At 63.1% G+C, this 15,854-nt stretch carries 12 protein-coding genes and 1 pseudogene; 3 read left to right on the forward strand and 10 right to left on the reverse strand.

Annotated features, from left to right (window positions below):
• Positions 1–13: 13 nt before the first annotated feature.
• From LZC95_08195 to LZC95_08225, 7 genes are read right to left on the reverse strand one after another with little or no spacing between them, the layout of a single operon-like run.
• Positions 14–1,390 carry a type VI secretion system baseplate subunit TssK gene (locus LZC95_08195; GenBank protein ID WXA96816.1) on the reverse strand — a complete coding sequence of 459 codons (1,377 nt, stop codon included), beginning with the start codon at positions 1,388–1,390 and terminating at the stop codon, positions 14–16.
• The gene (tssC, locus tag LZC95_08200) at positions 1,387–2,805 is read right to left on the reverse strand and encodes a type VI secretion system contractile sheath large subunit (GenBank protein ID WXA96817.1); all 1,419 of its coding nucleotides are present in this window, start codon (positions 2,803–2,805) and stop codon (positions 1,387–1,389) included. The genes LZC95_08195 and tssC overlap by 4 nt, the downstream gene beginning before the upstream one ends.
• Positions 2,802–4,166 (reverse strand): type VI secretion system baseplate subunit TssK, encoded by a 1,365-nt coding sequence (locus LZC95_08205; protein WXA96818.1) that lies wholly within the window; start codon positions 4,164–4,166, stop codon positions 2,802–2,804. The genes tssC and LZC95_08205 overlap by 4 nt, the downstream gene beginning before the upstream one ends.
• Complete coding sequence (gene tssG, locus LZC95_08210; GenBank protein ID WXA96819.1) at positions 4,160–7,000, reverse strand: type VI secretion system baseplate subunit TssG; 2,841 nt, start codon at positions 6,998–7,000, stop codon at positions 4,160–4,162. The genes LZC95_08205 and tssG overlap by 7 nt, the downstream gene beginning before the upstream one ends.
• Entirely contained in the window at positions 7,000–7,398 is a 399-nt protein-coding gene (locus LZC95_08215; GenBank protein WXA96820.1) for a hypothetical protein, read from the reverse strand. The genes tssG and LZC95_08215 overlap by 1 nt, the downstream gene beginning before the upstream one ends.
• The gene (locus LZC95_08220) at positions 7,395–7,928 is read right to left on the reverse strand and encodes a hypothetical protein (protein ID WXA96821.1); all 534 of its coding nucleotides are present in this window, start codon (positions 7,926–7,928) and stop codon (positions 7,395–7,397) included. The genes LZC95_08215 and LZC95_08220 overlap by 4 nt, the downstream gene beginning before the upstream one ends.
• A 3-nt stretch (positions 7,929–7,931) precedes the next feature.
• Positions 7,932–9,647 carry a type VI secretion system baseplate subunit TssF gene (locus tag LZC95_08225; protein ID WXA96822.1) on the reverse strand — a complete coding sequence of 572 codons (1,716 nt, stop codon included), beginning with the start codon at positions 9,645–9,647 and terminating at the stop codon, positions 7,932–7,934.
• Positions 9,648–10,160: 513 nt separating this feature from the next.
• On the opposite strand from LZC95_08225, the gene LZC95_08230 reads away from it, so the two are divergent.
• The 3 genes from LZC95_08230 to LZC95_08240 are packed head-to-tail and all read left to right on the forward strand — an operon-like array spanning position 10,161 to position 11,312.
• A complete protein-coding gene (locus tag LZC95_08230; protein ID WXA96823.1) occupies positions 10,161–10,517 on the forward strand; it encodes a hypothetical protein in 357 nt (118 codons plus the stop codon).
• Positions 10,514–10,870, forward strand: coding sequence for a hypothetical protein (locus LZC95_08235; GenBank protein ID WXA96824.1), 357 nt, complete (start codon positions 10,514–10,516; stop codon positions 10,868–10,870). Before LZC95_08230 ends, LZC95_08235 begins: the two co-directional genes overlap by 4 nt.
• The gene (locus LZC95_08240; GenBank protein ID WXA96825.1) at positions 10,854–11,312 is read left to right on the forward strand and encodes a hypothetical protein; all 459 of its coding nucleotides are present in this window, start codon (positions 10,854–10,856) and stop codon (positions 11,310–11,312) included. Before LZC95_08235 ends, LZC95_08240 begins: the two co-directional genes overlap by 17 nt.
• A gap of 60 nt (positions 11,313–11,372) precedes the next feature.
• Here LZC95_08240 and LZC95_08245 read toward each other — a convergent pair whose 3' ends face one another.
• From LZC95_08245 to LZC95_08255, 3 genes and pseudogenes are all read right to left on the reverse strand, one after another.
• Positions 11,373–12,677, reverse strand: coding sequence for an AgmX/PglI C-terminal domain-containing protein (locus tag LZC95_08245; protein ID WXA96826.1), 1,305 nt, complete (start codon positions 12,675–12,677; stop codon positions 11,373–11,375).
• A gap of 1,316 nt (positions 12,678–13,993) precedes the next feature.
• Positions 13,994–14,413 (reverse strand): annotated as a pseudogene (locus LZC95_08250) (DUF1565 domain-containing protein).
• Positions 14,367–15,854 (reverse strand): hypothetical protein, encoded by a 1,488-nt coding sequence (locus tag LZC95_08255; GenBank protein WXA96827.1) that lies wholly within the window; start codon positions 15,852–15,854, stop codon positions 14,367–14,369. Before LZC95_08255 ends, LZC95_08250 begins: the two are co-directional and overlap by 47 nt.

Consider the following 15,854-nt stretch of genomic DNA (forward strand, 5'->3'; position numbering starts at 1 on the left):
TATCCCATTCTGTCTACCCCTCCGAATCCACGGCATACAGGTAGAATTGAAGTGGCGGCGGGGCGTCTGGCACATGCAAGTGCACCTCGCCCGTGCTCATGATCTCCGTCCAGTACGAACTTCGCGGGCCATCAGGCCCCTGGTGAGCCTCGCTCTCGTCCTGGCGCCGCAAGACCGTATACGCGAGGATGCCGCGGCCGAACGGGACGTCCCGAGGCGGGTCGTCGTCGACCTTGACGCGAACGCCGCTGACGGCGCTCTGCTTGATGCTCGAAATGGCGGCCGGCCCGGCCATCTTGAGCAGCGCGGGCAACTTTCTGAGGTACGTGCTGTCGACCAGGTGCTCGGCGGTCTCGGGCCACCACGCAACAAGGACGGGGCGCTTCCTGCTCGGGAAGGCGTCGGGGGGAAACCTAAGCGCGAACGTTCCGAGATCGTCGACGCGCTCGAACGCGAACCAAGTCACGTCCTGACGCGCGACCCTGTCCACGAGGTCGACAATCCGCGGGACGAACCACGGAATGACATCGCCAAGCTTGTCGTGCTCGTACTTCGGTGGCTGCGCGAGCTCGTCCTCGAATGCCGCCAAGGATAGATATAAGCTCTTGAGCTGTTCGTAGATACTCAACGGACGCGCGGTGGGGTGGTCAAGAAGCAGCGCGAGCGCCGCGAGTTTGGCGCCGACAATTTCGAGCAGCTCGAGCGCGTCCTGCGGGAAGGCCCCGAGCGTCAGGTGAAACGTATCTGCCTCGCGCGCTGCGAGGAGCTCATCATGACGCCTTGCCAGCGCCTTGAGCACCACTTCGACTGCCTGCTTGAGTGGATCGCAGGCATGCACATGGAGGGACACGGGCCAGGTAGAGGGAGCGAAGCGCAGTGTATGCCCCACACGCTCGATGCGCCCGAGAGCCAGCACCTCGGAGGGATCGTATTGGTCGCGAGGGTCGCCGTCGAAGACGATTTCCAGCTTTGGACGGATCCATCCGCCATTCGCGGTGAGACTTTTCACGAACCGCGTCGATCGTGCTCCGTGGTCGTCCGCGCTGATGTTCGAGCCATCGTGCACGAATCGCGGTACCGCCAAGGAGACCCCGATGGAATTCGTGAGGCCGTACAGGCGAGGTTTGACATCGGCGTCGAGCATCACGGGGCCCGTGTCATCGATGACCGCCGGCAGACCCGACTGGAACCGCACGTCAAGTTTCCGAAATCGGAGCGTGCCTCGAGCCAATGCGCCATCGTCGATGAGCATCTCGGCGATCCCGTACGAATCGGGCAGGATGCGGCGGAAGGTGCGGAGGGCGGCGCTCTCGCAGTAGCGGGTCGCCGCCTGGAGATGGGCCCGGGTAACGAACATGCTCGGCGGATAGTGTGGCTGAAGGGGGATCACGGGCGACCTCCCTGCGCATGTGCGCCGGAGAGACGCTGCCTGGGGTTTCGTTCGAGTTTGCCCGGGAGCGCAAGTCCGATGTCCACCCCCTTGTAAGTCATGTGAGGCCAAAGAAGAATTCGAATTGCGTACCACTCGGGTTGCCACGGAAGCTCGATCACCTCCACCTGCGCTTCGCGAAGCGGATACTTGAGAGCCAGCGCCCGCGACGGGTTTGAATTCTGGTACGGCTTCAGACTAGCGGTAAGGATACGCGCAATGCTCTCGACAGATTGATGGCTGCCGGCAATCTCACGTTGGGTAAGCTTGATGACGTGAGCGAATGGGCATGCAAACAATAAATATGGCATCTGCGTGGCCATAAAATAGTTTCGCGTGTCCTGCGGTCCATGCTCGCCACCGAAAATCTTTGGTTTCTGAAGGCTGTTGGCGCTGGAAAATCGGAATGTGCAATGAATCGGGTCGCTGGTGAGTGGGATGAATCCGTGCGCTGCCAACGAAACTTCGAGGTCGTGTGAGAACACGACGTCAACTGGCGGCTTCAGAGCGTCCCCATTCATGGCTCGGTGCCAATCCCGCGCCGGCGGCAGCGCGTCGGAGGTGCCGACGAGCCCCATCGCGGTTCCAAAACGCACATGGCTATCCGCGAGACGCGTTGCAAAGGCATAGGTGGCGCTGCCCCACAGGAGGTCATTCACATCCTGGATGCGCTCGTTGTAGATGAAGCTCGGTTCGTCGTCGTCGCCCGCGGCGCCAAAGGGGAGATGCAACTCCGCATCACGGTAGGGGAGCCGCAACTGCATTTTCGGGAGCAGTACCCCCACGTACTTGCTATCTTCCGCGGTCCGAAACTCGTTCCACTTTTGGAGACGTGGCGCCCCGAATATTGCGCGAAGGTCCCCGCGGAGTTCCTGAAAGCTCGAAACGCCGAAGAGCCTCGGATCGGCATCGACGAAAATGGGAGCGTGCGCCATAGCTGCCACGGCTGCGACGCCACGCAAAAGGGCCATGTCGGGAGGCGTCGAGGATATAGGAAAGCACGCAAAGACTGCTCTGTAAGGGACACCACCGTGCTGGCCGTATTCACCCGAGTAGACAATTTGAAAGAATGTCGACTTGGTCCGGTCGATATTGTCCTCCAGATCCATTTGGAGTTCACTTTTTGAGCACCACCACACATCGATCTTCACGCTTCGTCCGGGCTCCACGCTGTCGACGACGAACTTCAACCCGCGCCACGCCGCTTCGAGTGCTTGAAAGGCTGGGTGGTGCAAAATGGCATCCACGCAACTCGCGACATGTTGATCGATCTTTGCAATGAGCTTGTCGACCAAACTGATCGAGCCGAGTATGGTGGCGATTCGAGGGTCGAGATTCTCCGAAGTTGCTTCCCGCACGGTGTCCGGCGCTCTCATTTGTTTTCCGAGTCGACGGCATATAGGACAACGTTCGTAATCCCGGAAATGTGGTCGTATTGGAGACCCATCGAGAGCGAGTGGCAAATCTCTGCCCAAATTGGCGAACTTTTGTCGATTTGAAAGTAGAAGACGCCGCGAACTTGCGGGAGCTTTGGGGGAGCGGCCGTCCAGTGAAGCGGGACTCCGCGGGAAGTTGCATATTTCATATTGACCAATTTGTCCAAAGGACCAATTTTGATGAGCTCAGGGACGCCGATTTTACGCAACTGCTCCAAGTCTGATCCGGAGATCGCCAGGTAGAATTCCTTTGCAAGGAGCCCCTCCTTGCTTAGGTCTGCATGGCGCGCCCACGGTGCTTCCGGTACCGGCGGGAGAGGTATCTCCAGATGCTTCTTCTCGGCGATCTCGGCGACGACCTTGTCCAGCGCAGCAAATAGCCCGGAGAATGTATCGGTTAGATTGAAGTGTTCGAAGGCGGGCAGCGACTTTTCTCGAGCGGCTCCGTCGCCGTTCTGCACGCGCGGGGGAAGCGGGGCTTTGGCCCGCGGGGTAAACACTGCGAGTGATTGAAGGACGACTGCGAGCTGCAAGTGTGCGTCACGGGGCGATTTCAGGGGCCGGTCGAGGATGTCGGCTACCCATTCAACGGATTCGCCGAGGACCCTGCGTAGTTGCGTGCGTCGGTGGAGCAGATCCGCGGGCGCATTCCAATTGTCGGCCCACGTCTTGAGCTCCAGCAAGCCTTCCGAAAGCTTCTCGAGTTGCTCGATCAAGTAGGCCGAGGCACGGACGCGCCAGATTGGAGGCACAAACGAGCGGTCCAGGATAGGCTTGCCACGCCTGTCTCGCGTGATCCGGACACAGGGAAGCGTGTCGAATCTGTCGAGCTGGTCTTGGTCGGACAAGAGCCTAACATTTGGCCGGAGAAAGGGGGCACGCACCGGCTTCCGTCCGTTCTCGAAGTCGGAAATGTCGTGCTCTTCGACCTCGTAGCGGGCGCTCGAGTTTCGGGTGCCGGCCGGTAGCGCGTTCGCGCGCGAGGGATGAAGCTTGGGCAGTGCTACGTGCATGATCACGGAGCCGTGGGCCGATAGGTCAGGCAGCCGGCCCGTCAGGGGGATGTCACCTGGGCCCACGATCACCTCGCTGATGTCGGGGAAGGTCGCGTTCAGTCGTAGGATATCCACCCGTCCCCGCGCGAGCGCCGATACGTCAATCTCGATGTCGTCGATCCCCCACGCCTCCGTGTTCACGTGGTCGCGTTCGTGTTGAACGCACCGTTTGTGATACTCGATGGCAGCCTGAAAGTGGTTTGCCACAATATCCACATCGTCCCGCCACAACGGCATCATCAACATGAGGCATCTCCATAGGTGACAAACTGACGAACCGCCTTTTCAGGGTCGGCGACCAGTGGGACTAGCGTAAGGACCTCTTTATCGATGGCGTCAGCGTAGAACGTATCAACGTTCAGTCTGGCCGCTCCGAGCCTCAAGGTCGGCGCGTTCTCGGGGGCGACGCGGACTGCGAGCATGGGAAGCAACTTATCGTCGAAAAGCCAGGTCAAGAGGCGCCACAATGCCGTATAGCCCGACCCACCTGGCATCAGCCATTGGTAGGTCGCCTTGTCGACGGGCCCCATGTGCAATGCGAGCATTCCATCCGTATCGTTGCGCTCCACGCCGTAGACGAAGGTCTTGCCTAGGATCGCCCCATTGCGCCCGAGGCGAGTGACCTCTGAAGGCCCAACTTGCACGGTTCGTCGGACATTCGGTTCGAGGGATATCGGAAGTGGGTGAAGGAGACGTTGGAGGAGTCGCTCCGCGCTGCGGAGGTCGATCGCGTGCGCGTGGCCACGGCGGAAGTCAGCCAACCCCAGGATGACCATGTCCGACACGGGCTCGTCGGGCAGGGTGGTTAGTGCGTCGACTCCGGCGAGAGATCGAAGGGTCTGCGAAAGCGGGTCGCGGCCTTCAAGGTCGAATCCCCCCTCAATCGAGCGCGACTTCCAAGCCCGATAGAGACGTAGAGCAAAGACGTGGTGAAGTACATCGTAGAAGCCTTGGAGCCGGCCTTCATCGTCGGCGTCGAAAACGGCATCCGTCCACGACGCTGACAGCGGCGAGCTCGTTCCAACCAGCCCAAGAAATCGCATGATGAGACGCGCGCCGTCGCCGCCTTGCTTGCGGTCGATGATGAGCCGCTCGATATCGGTCGCTGGGTGGGTCAGGCTGGCCTGCTGACCAAAGCGAATGGGCGATGCGGCGTACGACTCGCGTGAGAGGTCGATATCGAGTATGTGCTCGAGCATTCTCGTGGCCTCGAAGAAGTCGTACTGGCAGATCACTGGTGCGAGGTCTTCGAGGCTGGGCGCGGATGGCGCCTCGACGGATGGCGCCCCCGATTCGGGCTGCGCCACCTCCACTCGAGCGTTTGCAGGCGCATCGCACGGATGCTGGTGATGGTGCTCGGGGCGCGTCACGGGCGTTGCCGGCGGCCAAGCGATGAAGGCGCCGGTTTTTCTGCATTGCACTTCGACGCGGCAGAATCCGTTGAGCGAGACGTGGGTGTGGAGCAGTTGTTGAACTACGTAGAAGAACAGCCCCACATCACCGACTCCGCGGAACGCGGTCTCGTCCACGATGAACTGGAAGAGGTACCCACGTCGGGAGCCCTCGTGGTCGAAGGCAGGCGTGACGGCCAGTTGTTCAATGGCGTGAATCCTCCCTAGATTGGCTCGAAAGAGGATGGGATCGAGGTCTTCCGGCGGTAGTAGGGAGAGCAGTAGGGTTCTGAGCGTGAACAACGCATCCCGTGGAGGGATCGCCCCGCGCATGATGGCGCGAAACGCGAGATCGGTTCCGACGGACGGTGGTACGTAGGGCGAGCCTGGCAGGATGTTACGGACCGCGACGGAGGCTGGAAATTCAGCGCCCGCTTCGGTCACCTCGCCCGGGGCGACCTTGCAGGCCCCATTGGTCGCGCGAAGCCGCAGGGAGACGACGTGCGGTTCGAGTAGCGGACGCGCGCCACGGGGGCTGGTGAGCGCCACGACGAGCGAGGTGTCGCGGTCGGGGGGCGCGGAGACGGCCACCCGCCTGGTGGAGAAGGCATAGGGGAAGGCCTCGGAAATGGAATCCGCGGCAAAACGGTGGGCCCGCGGCAGCGCGACTTCGGGCGCGAGACGGTCGCGTGGCGTTGCGGTGGCCGAGACGACGTCGTAGGTGCTCGAGCGCCCCCGCGCCAGCCCCGCCACATGGACAGCGAAGCTGGACTGTCCCGGCCCAAACGTTTGAGGCTCGGAATGCGCAGGGAACAAGTTGATGACGGGGGCGCAATGCGGCAGAAGGCTATCCGCGCCGATGGAGGTGCCGGGCGGCAATGGCTCGCGAAATCGGAGCACGATGGTCGCGACAACGGCCTTGGTTCCCCGTAGAGCCCTTGCCACGCCTTCGACGACAAAGAACGAAAACTTCTCCGGGAAGACGAAGTACTCTCTCACCAGCGCGCTGGCGTTGGGCGGACCGTCAATTTCCGGAGCGAGGACATCGTCGACAGAGGTGCCGTAGGGCCTCACCCGGCGCAGCAGGCAAGTTCCAGCCTGGGCGGTGCTGAGCTCGATGCGTGCCGTATGCGCGAGTAGATGGGTGAGCACCAAGAGCGCTCCCTCGCGTGGACCATCCACGTAGATTCGAAGGTCGTCTCCAATTACGTCCTCGAGCGGCCGGGTGGAAGTCGCCACCAGCTCGAATCCCAGCGCGCCTCCGAGTGCGTGGGCGTTTCGGATGGCGAACGGGCCGACATCAACGTCGGCCGTAACGCGGAAGCGGCAAGATCGGTCGTGGTAGAACGTGTTCACGTCCGGCGCTCCGACCGTCCGTACTTCGGCGCCCGCCGGGACCCGCTGTGCTGGGCCCTGTGTCGCCGAGAATTGAACGATCGTCGCAACCGGGAGCGGCCGGGTGGAAGAGGGGGCTACGACTTCTGCCAGCGCCCTGTAGGCGTCCATATCGAATTCGGCGACCTTCTCCAAAATCGATGCAGTGAGTGCAAAGAGCGCACGGCGGAGGCGTCCCAGCCTTCCGCCTCCATGGACGTTCGCCAAGCGCCCGGCGATTGCGGGGAACAATTCGGCGAACCCCTCCGCATCTCTCTCCAGAGAATTGATGCGCCCTTGGGGGAACCGCGCCATTAGAGCACCCTCCACGGCTGTCGAGCATCGACGGCGATATCGAAGCGCTCCAACACCGACGCGCGATTGACGAGTAAATCCCCTTCAATTCTTGCGTAAAAAGTCAAATCGAGCTCGTCACCGTCGGATTGCCATACTCGAGGATTACGAAAATACGGAAAGAAGCGGCGCAGCGAATTCTCGACCCGAAGGCACCATTCCTTTGCCGCCTCGGGCTGCGACTCGTAAATGCGCGTCACGTCGGGTACGCCATACTCCGGCTCACCGGGCATCGAGCCAAGTGGAGTGCCAAGAAAATCCGAGAGGTCGGAAATGAACCGCTCGCGAGCCATTCGTAGTGCGACATGCTGCGACGGAACGTGCTGCGTGTCTCTGTCGAGCTCTTCGAGAGGGTTCATGACCCGGCGGCCTTTTGTTTGAATTCCGCTTTCGATCCTTCGATGTCAAAGTTGATTTTCTCTCCGACAAATCCAATTGCGACGATGCCCCCGTAGTCATCGTCGGCTATGCATCTCGTGTCTTTGTCCAGAAGGATTTCGACAGCTCCCACACCGAACTCGAGTCTCGCGATGGTGGCTTTGCTGAGTTGCACCGTCATATACGTCTCGGGCTTGCCGCTCTTGTCGTTCCGCTTGACTCGGAGCACCACGTCGAGCGGTTCGCTCTCACCCCAGACGGCCGTCAGGCATTGGGCCACGAACGCCTTGATCTGGCAGATAATCCACGTCAGTCCGTTCTGGGGGACGCCCAGGCCCCCGCCGGTGGTCGATCTCGTTCCGTGCGGGACGGCGATGCCGAAGCGATATCCCACCACCAGACACGCATTGTCACCCGCTCGTGACTTATCGCTCTTGAAAGGGCCCTGTTTGGAGCCGGTAAGCTCCATCTCGATTATCGAGTTTCGTGAAATCGAATTTTCCAGATTCATGGTTCAACCCAGCGGAAATGAAAGGCGCTCGCCATCGCGAGCGTCGTATTCAGCAAATATCTCCTCGCGACGCCCCTTTTGGCAGGAAGCCGTGAGGCGCGAGGCGCGCATTAGGTCGTTGCGCTCCGCTACCGCGCGGGACACATGGTGGCAGACGACGAAGGCCTCGGCGTCACTGCACGCCGTCTTATCAATTTGTACGTCGAAGTGATCGACCTGTTGCGACCCACCACCGGAGAGGCCGCGTCGCTCGAGTTGGTGCGTCATCGCCAGGAACCGCGGCGCGCGCACGGCGCCGTCGGGGACGCAATCCTTGTGCATTCCAACGAACGCATCGAGATGCGCTTGGTGGGCGAACCGATGCGCTGACATGCGCCCGAACGCGTTCATCCGCATCGGTAATCGTCGATCGAGAACGGCTCGACGCGAGGGTGCAACGCGAGAGATATTCTGCCCGATGTCGGTGCGGCCGATCTCGCCGACACCGATCGTTTGCGCGAGCATCCCATCGCTGGCGAGGACCGTGCCCTGTATCACGGGACGCGGAGCTCGCACGCGAAAGCTTTCCCTTGTTGCGAGGGAAAGACGCATTTCGGTGCGTGAACCGTCCCTCGCGATCTTTTGGCTGAGTCGATAATAGAATCGACCTGATTCCAGCGTGTGCGGTTGTTCGGGGGCCTCGAAGGATTCGAGGGGGACGGGGCCCGGTTGCCCCTCCGCCTGCATGGTTCGAACGTGCAGGACCTCCGCGCGTGGACGCTCCGCCGGCAGCAGCAGCCAGTCGGGCCCCTGGGCTGCGCGCAATGGCATAATCGGAACATGGTAGGCGTTGACCGCTGGTGCGCAGAATAGACGAACATTCGAGTTGCGCATTGCCGCGGCATGTCCGACCACGTAGCCAAACGGCAGCGTGAGCTCGATGCGTGCAACCCGCTCCGAACGGAACGAGGTGGTTCGGACCTCGAAGAAGGAGTGTCCTTCGGGAAACGCAAACAGGTCCTCGAGCAGCACGCTCGCGCGAAACCTGCCCTCCGGCGCGTCGACAAGCGGTGGCTCGTCGTCGGTATCGACCCGAACCCAACTGAACGCGCTGCGAGGAAGCTGCCCTTGCTCGAGCCGCGCCCCATTCACGTCGAACGTCTCGAACACAATGGGATCGCGAGCGATTCGCAGCGCATGGATCACTTCGAGCGCCGCGTTGGCGGGTTCGATGAACACGAAGAATCGGACTCGCTCGGGAAGGACATTGCCGATGACCGCTCCATCGCGGCCCGCGAGCGTCAGCTGCAAGGTCTGCAATGTGGCGCTCGGGCGTTCCACACACACCTCCGTGAGCTCGTACGGCCCCGGAGTGACGAAGGACCTCAGCTCGAACGATAGTGGAAATCCCGCATCCTTGCTGCTCGCATCGAACTTCGCGCGCCAGGCGCTGGCGACCTTGATGCGCGCGGGCGGCAACGCGAGGATGGTCATGGCCGGCCGCGGCCGCAGGCACTCGGGCATCGCCAAGGCGACGAGCGCACGGATCATGGCTTGGCCATCGTCGTTCAATCGCTCGTCGATGCACGCGAGGCCGAATGCGGTGGCTTGAACCAGGCTGGTGATCCCCACGTTGGCGTCGCGCGCCAAGATCCCCGCGAGCTCCCGATGCGTCTCGGAGAGCTCGGCGAAGCCGTCCCATACGGCGTTGACAGCGCGCTCGAACAGAGCTCGAAACATGTGTGTAATCTCTCCCTCGCAACCCGCTGATCGATGGACGAGGCGGGGTAGTGGCGGGCTCTCAGTTGTGTCACAAGGGCGCACGCCCTCAGTTGCGTGTTTCACTGTGTACTTCGGGCAGCGGGGACCGGTCGTTCTCAAAAATCGACACGAGACCAAAAGAAGCCGCAACTGACACAAGCGTGAGCAAACCGACATCCTCCCGCTCAGAGTGGACGATTGTGCCCGCTTAGCCTACAATCGATTGTGGACACAGTCGGCGATCGGGGCGATGTTCCCCGCAACGCGACGGAACACAACTTTACGGTATGGCGCGGGCGCGCGCGGCAGAGTAGCGTCTCAACCCGGGAGGACTGAGAGATGACGTTGCCTTCGGGTTTCGTGCTTCGGGGACAGTTTTTTGAGTGGGCGCTTCCTCCCCCGTGGAAGGCGCACTCACGCCAGGCACAGTTTGGTGATGTGGGGGCCGTAGACGCCAGCAGGCGGCGGGAGCTCGTTGTAGCCACGACTGCCGTGAAGGTCCGCGCGGCGAAGGCCGAGGGCCATTCGTTCGAATCCCTCTGTCGACAATTGGCCGAAGCCCGACGCGCGACGATCGCCAGGTTTGCGGCTGCTACGGACGACGTCGAGCCTTTGGCCAGCGAAGAGCTCTCGTCGACCAAGGTCCTTATGTTTCGGGCTCGCCTCGCGAACGGGCCCTTCGCCGCCACGCAGCTTGCTTTCGTGGGCCTCGGCGCGCCGACGGGGCGAGCTGGTCGCGCGACGACCCGCGAACGAGCCTTCCTCTCTTGCACGTTCTTCGACCATACCGGCGTCGAGCTGGATCCTTTCGTTCGCGACGTATTGCCGCGACTCAAGTGGCGCCTATGAGCATCTGTGCTGAGACCTTGCTTCTCAATCGGGAGAGAGTGATCGCGGCCGCCGCGAAGGTGCCGAAGGGCCAGGAGGACCTGACCGTCATCGTGCTTGCCGACTTGGCTTGCGCCTCCGGTGTCGCGATGGCGCGCGCGCTCGCCCCCGACGTCGCTTGGGATTTGAGCACGCCGACCGTCATCGTGGCGCGCGGTCCCCGTCGATTGTTGCAGGAGGCGCTCGACCGGCGGGAGCCTCACGCGGCCGCTGGGCTTCGTAAGGCTCCGAGCATCGCGGTTTGTGTCATTGCTGGAGACCTTTTCCAAGTATTCTCGGTGATGGAGGATACTGGGTATGCCGGCTTCAATTGATCCCGAGGAGATCGCCTCGAAGATGCGCCCGCGCGCGCGGTACCACGACAGCCGGTACTGGGTCGACGTCGATGTTCACGCCCAAATCCAAACGACATTGGAGTTCGTGCGCGCGCTCGGTGTCGCACTCGACGTCGACCCCTTGCGGGAGTTGCATCTTGCCGACGTTCGGTGCGTTTTCGACGAGGATGCGGTCATGGCCAACGGCGCACCTATTGGCTCGTTGCTCGACGTCGCAGTGCTCGTTGGCGAGCCAGTTGGTTCGAACGAGGTTGGTGTCGATCGAGTGGCCACGCCCTATCGCAGCGAGGGGAAAGGGCCGCAGGCGCGCGTCGTCCCCCTCACGAAGGAGCAACTGGATCGGCTCCGCAAAACCCCCGAATGGCAGGCGCTGCGAAGTCTGAAGCAGGAGTGGTTCGATCGCATAATGCGAAGCGAATGAACCTTTCCGAAGGGCACGGAGAGTCTCGCAAGGCACTCTCGTGCAGCATGCGCCTCGGTGCTACTCGCCGTACTCGTACTTCGGCCTCAATTTGATGGGGTAGGTCACGGTTACCTTGCCTGAAGCGAGCGGCGGAAACGAGAGCTTGCCAAACTCTCTCACGATGCACGCCACGACGCTCGCATCGGGCAAGTCTGAGCCTGCATCCGTCGGAGAGACGACGTTTCCCGCGTCATCCACTATGAAACGCACGACTACGCGTCCCGCGAGGTTGGGCCGCGCGCGGAGACCACTTTGGTAGCATGAACGAAACCGATCGTCGTACTGGCTCACGAGTCGGTCGAGCTCGAGCCGCTGGATCGTTGGCTCCGGCACGTTGCCCTCGATGCGCGTTTCGCCGTGACCCACCCAGGGAAGGCCGGAGGGCGACTCGAGGCAAATTCGCCCTTGGGCGAGCTTTTCGATTTCGGGGCGCGCGCTGTCGTCGAGCAGGATCGCCGACTCGAGGAGTGCCTCCCCCTTCAAGTCGTAGAACAACGACGAGGCGATCTCTCCGCGCTCCCGCCCTTCGCAGCCCGCCTCGTGAATGGTGATCCAGCGCCGCACGCACTTCGCGGCGAAAGCATCGAGATGGAAGTCTGGCCCCACGGCGCGCGGATCAGGGTCGAAAATCCTGGGAAAGTCGCCGCGGCTGCCTTGCGGCGGGTGCACCACACGGCCGCTGGCTTCGTCGAAGGACGCTTTCCTCGTAGGCAGCCAGTAGAAGTTCTCGAGCTCCTCTGCGAGGTTCAAGCAGCCGCGGTCGAGATCGCGCTCCGAGAGCTCTTGCGCCCGGAGCAATCGCCAGCCGGGATCCCCATCGGGAAGGTTGTGACCCGGCAATGGTCGCTGGCTTTCCGCGCGCGCCGCGAGTGCCGCAAGGAGCGTGACTCCGGTACCCGCGGCGACGCCGAGCAGCCTCCAGGCAAATCGCCCATCGCGACGTCGTCGCGCGCCAAGCAAGGCCGCCAGAACGCCTAGCAGTAGGGGACCCGCCGCCAAGGTGCACGCAGCGATGCCCAAGGCCTGCGCTTCTCGGTAGCCCGGCCGGCGAAACATTTCCTTTTCGATTTCTGACCGAGCCTGTGGGTACTCGCGGGTCGTGCGGTTGATGGCATCGTCGACCTGTTGCTTGCGGTGCGCGATGCCGAGAATGCCGCTCGAGATCGAGCAAAACGCGAGCAGGATGGCGAGAAGGCCGAGCCAATAGGTCGCTCGCTTCGAGGCCACGAGCAGAATGAGCGCGATGATGCCGGCCAGACCGCCGAGCGTCGCGAAGACGCCGGCACCCCACGCACCAACTCCGCTCCAAATCGATGCATCCATCACCGAACTCCATTGATGGGCGGAATGACGGCCCTCATGGACGACACTTCGACCGAAGGTCGCTCTTGGTTGCTCTCAATTGAGCCGCTCACAATTACTTCGCGGTTGAGTCACACCCTCGTGTCTCATGGGACTGAAATTGTGGGACCGGCCTGGCCGGGCACGCCGTCGTTTGTGGCGGCGATGCCACCTATGCCCGCGGCCCCGCCCTTGCTCACCGCCGTGATTGTGGGCGCGTCTTGCGTTTTGGGTTGAGGTCCGGAGAAGAGGATTCCTGCCGAGACACCACCGGCACCACCGCCGCCCGCGCCGCCGTTCCCGCCCGCGCCGCCTGCGCCGCCGACGCACGCAAGACTATTCCCCCGATCACCGCCACCGCCGCCCAATTGTCCCTTCTGACCCAGCATCCCTTTGCCGCCGTCTCCGGGCTTCTTGGCCGTCAACGTTCCCCCTACCAGCCTGATGTCGCTCCCGATGCTGAGCAACGCTATGCTGGCACCGCCACCTTTACCTGGGCTTCCGCCAATGCCGCCACAACCACCCGGTGCGCCACCGCCACCGCCACCCGCATTCGTCCCGCCACCACCGCCGCCGCCACCCTGGCCGACGCGGCCGACCGGCCCCGCCGTTCCGTCTTGCGGTGCCCATTTCCCATCGTGGATGCTGCCAATCTTCGCCGCCCCAGCGCCTGGGTCACTCGACGGAGCGTCGGCACCATCGTGGCCAAGTCCATCATTACCGCAGCTCACATTGCCTTTTCCTCCGGCGCCGCTCTTCTGACCGGTTCCAGGAGGGCCACCGTCGTAGACGCCGAAAGGATCGCCGTTCGTGCCTTGGCCGCCGTTGCTGCCACCGGCACCGCCTTGAGTGGTCCCACTGCCGGGCGGGCAAGCAGGGGTCGGGACTCTCGCAGGCGCCCCCGTTCCAGCATCGGCGTTATTGCCGTCCACTCCTCGCGCCAGTGCATCGGGCGGGCCTTGTCCATCGGCACCGTTGATGGCATCGCTCGCGGTGAGCGTGAGTCGCGAGAGCACGATGCGTAGGGCATTCTCGACGATGGCGGCGATGCTCGACGTCGTTGTAGCCGCGGAACCGGGAGGCGCGTTGAACGCGATGTCCGCGATCGTGACGTCGTTCGCATGCACCGTAAGCGGGACGCCGGCTGAAGGCGCGACGGTCACGGGGTTGGCCGCCGCGTTCACGCTCCAATCGGTGCACGAGAATCCCCCGAATATCCCGCGACTCGCGGTGACGTTGACGTTGTCCGTGTAGTCGCCTTTGCAAACGTACACGCGTGGCTTGCTGGCTGCGGCTTTCTCCAACGCCCGGGTCAACGTCGCGACGGGTTGCGCGCGCGTGCCTGGGTTGCTGTCGTTGCCGTTGGCGGAGCTCGGCGCGACGAAGATGGCAACTTTGTCGTCGATGCACGGCGTGCTCTGGCCGGGGTCCACGGATAGATCGCATCCTGGCGGCGCCACATCGACGCTGCCATCATCACCAGGAGCGTCCGCCGAATCGCTGCCGCAACCCACCGCCGATGCAATCGGGATGGGAATCAGAATGAGGAGGAGCGCGGACCGCCATGTGACCAGCGCCCTAGAATGGCATTGAGATTGAGCTCTCACAGGAGACACTTCGACCGTAGCGCGGCGCGAGTTGCTCTCAATTGAGTTGCGCCCCCTTGGTCGCTCATGGGATTGGGACTGTGGCGCCAGCCTGACCGGGGACGCCGTCATTTGTGCCCGCGATAGCACCTGCGCCTGCGGCTCCCCCCGCCGCGGCCGCCGTGATAATGGGGCCGTCTTGCGTCTTGGGTTGAGTTCCGGAGAAGAGGATTCCCGCCGAGACACCACCGGCGCCGCCGCCGCCTGCGCCGCCGTTTCCGCCGGCGCCACCTATGCCTCCTGCGCAAGCGAGTCCTGTGGGACTCGCGCCGGCACCGCCTCCCGGCTGTCCCGTTTGACCGGCGGCGCCCTTTCCACCGTCACCAGCTCTCTTACCGGTCAGCGTACCGGAGATGATCGTGACATCGCTGCGGATGGAGAGAAGCGCAATGCTGCCTCCACCACCCTGGCCTGGGTTACCGGCATTCCCGCCGCAGCCTCCTGCACCACCACCACCGCCCCCCGAACTGGTGCTGGCGCCGCCGCCGCCGCCGCCACCTCCGCCCTGACCAACCAGGCCAACACCACCGGGCTTGCCGTCTTGCGGTGCCCAGGTCCCCTTTTGGATCGAGCCGATGGGTGATCCACCCTGGCCAATGGATCCCGCTGGGCCATCGGCACCGTTGGCCCCCTTGTCACAACTGCTTCCGCCCTTGCCGCCGGCGCCGGTATTGTTGGGGCCCGCGTCGTAAACGCCAAACGGCTGCCCAGCTCCGCCGTCCGCACCTTCGTTGCCCCCCCCGCCGCCTTGGGTCGTTCCGCTACCGTTCGCGCAAGGCTGGGGGGACACGGGTTGGGCGGGACCACCGTTTGCTCCGGACGCGTCGTTTCCCTTCAATGCACGCGCAGGAGGAGCCGCAGCCGCTTGCCCGTCAGCACCATTCGCCGCGTCACCCGCGATGAGCCTGAGCCGCGCGAGCACGACGCGTAGGGCATTCTCGACGATGGCGGCGATGCTCGACGTCGTTGTAGCCGCGGAACCGGGAGGCGCGTTGAACGCGATGTCCGCGATCGTGACGTCGTTCGCATGCACCGTAAGCGGGACGCCGGCTGAAGGCGCGACGGTCACGGGGTTGGCCGCCGCGTTCACGCTCCAATCGGTGCACGAGAATCCCCCGAATATCCCGCGACTCGCGGTGACGTTGACGTTGTCCGTGTAGTCGCCTTTGCAAACGTACACGCGTGGCTTGCTGGCTGCGGCTTTCTCCAACGCCCGGGTCAACGTCGCGACGGGTTGCGCGCGCGTGCCTGGGTTGCTGTCGTTGCCGTTGGCGGAACTCGGCGCGACGAAGATGGCAACTTTGTCGTCGATGCACGGCGTGCTCTGGCCGGGGTCCACGGATAGATCGCATCCTGGCGGCGCCACATCGACGCCGCCGTCTTGACCACCGTCCTCGGACCCGAGGCAACGGAAGAAGTCGCACTGGTCCGCATTGTCGCAGGCGACAAAAGCGGCCGACGCCGATCCGAGGACACCGAAACCGAGCAACGCGCGGACGATCCAAGTTTTCAT

The sequence above is a fragment of the Sorangiineae bacterium MSr12523 genome, from assembly GCA_037157775.1.
Taxonomy (GTDB): Bacteria; Myxococcota_A; Polyangia; order Polyangiales; family Polyangiaceae; genus Pendulispora; species Pendulispora brunnea.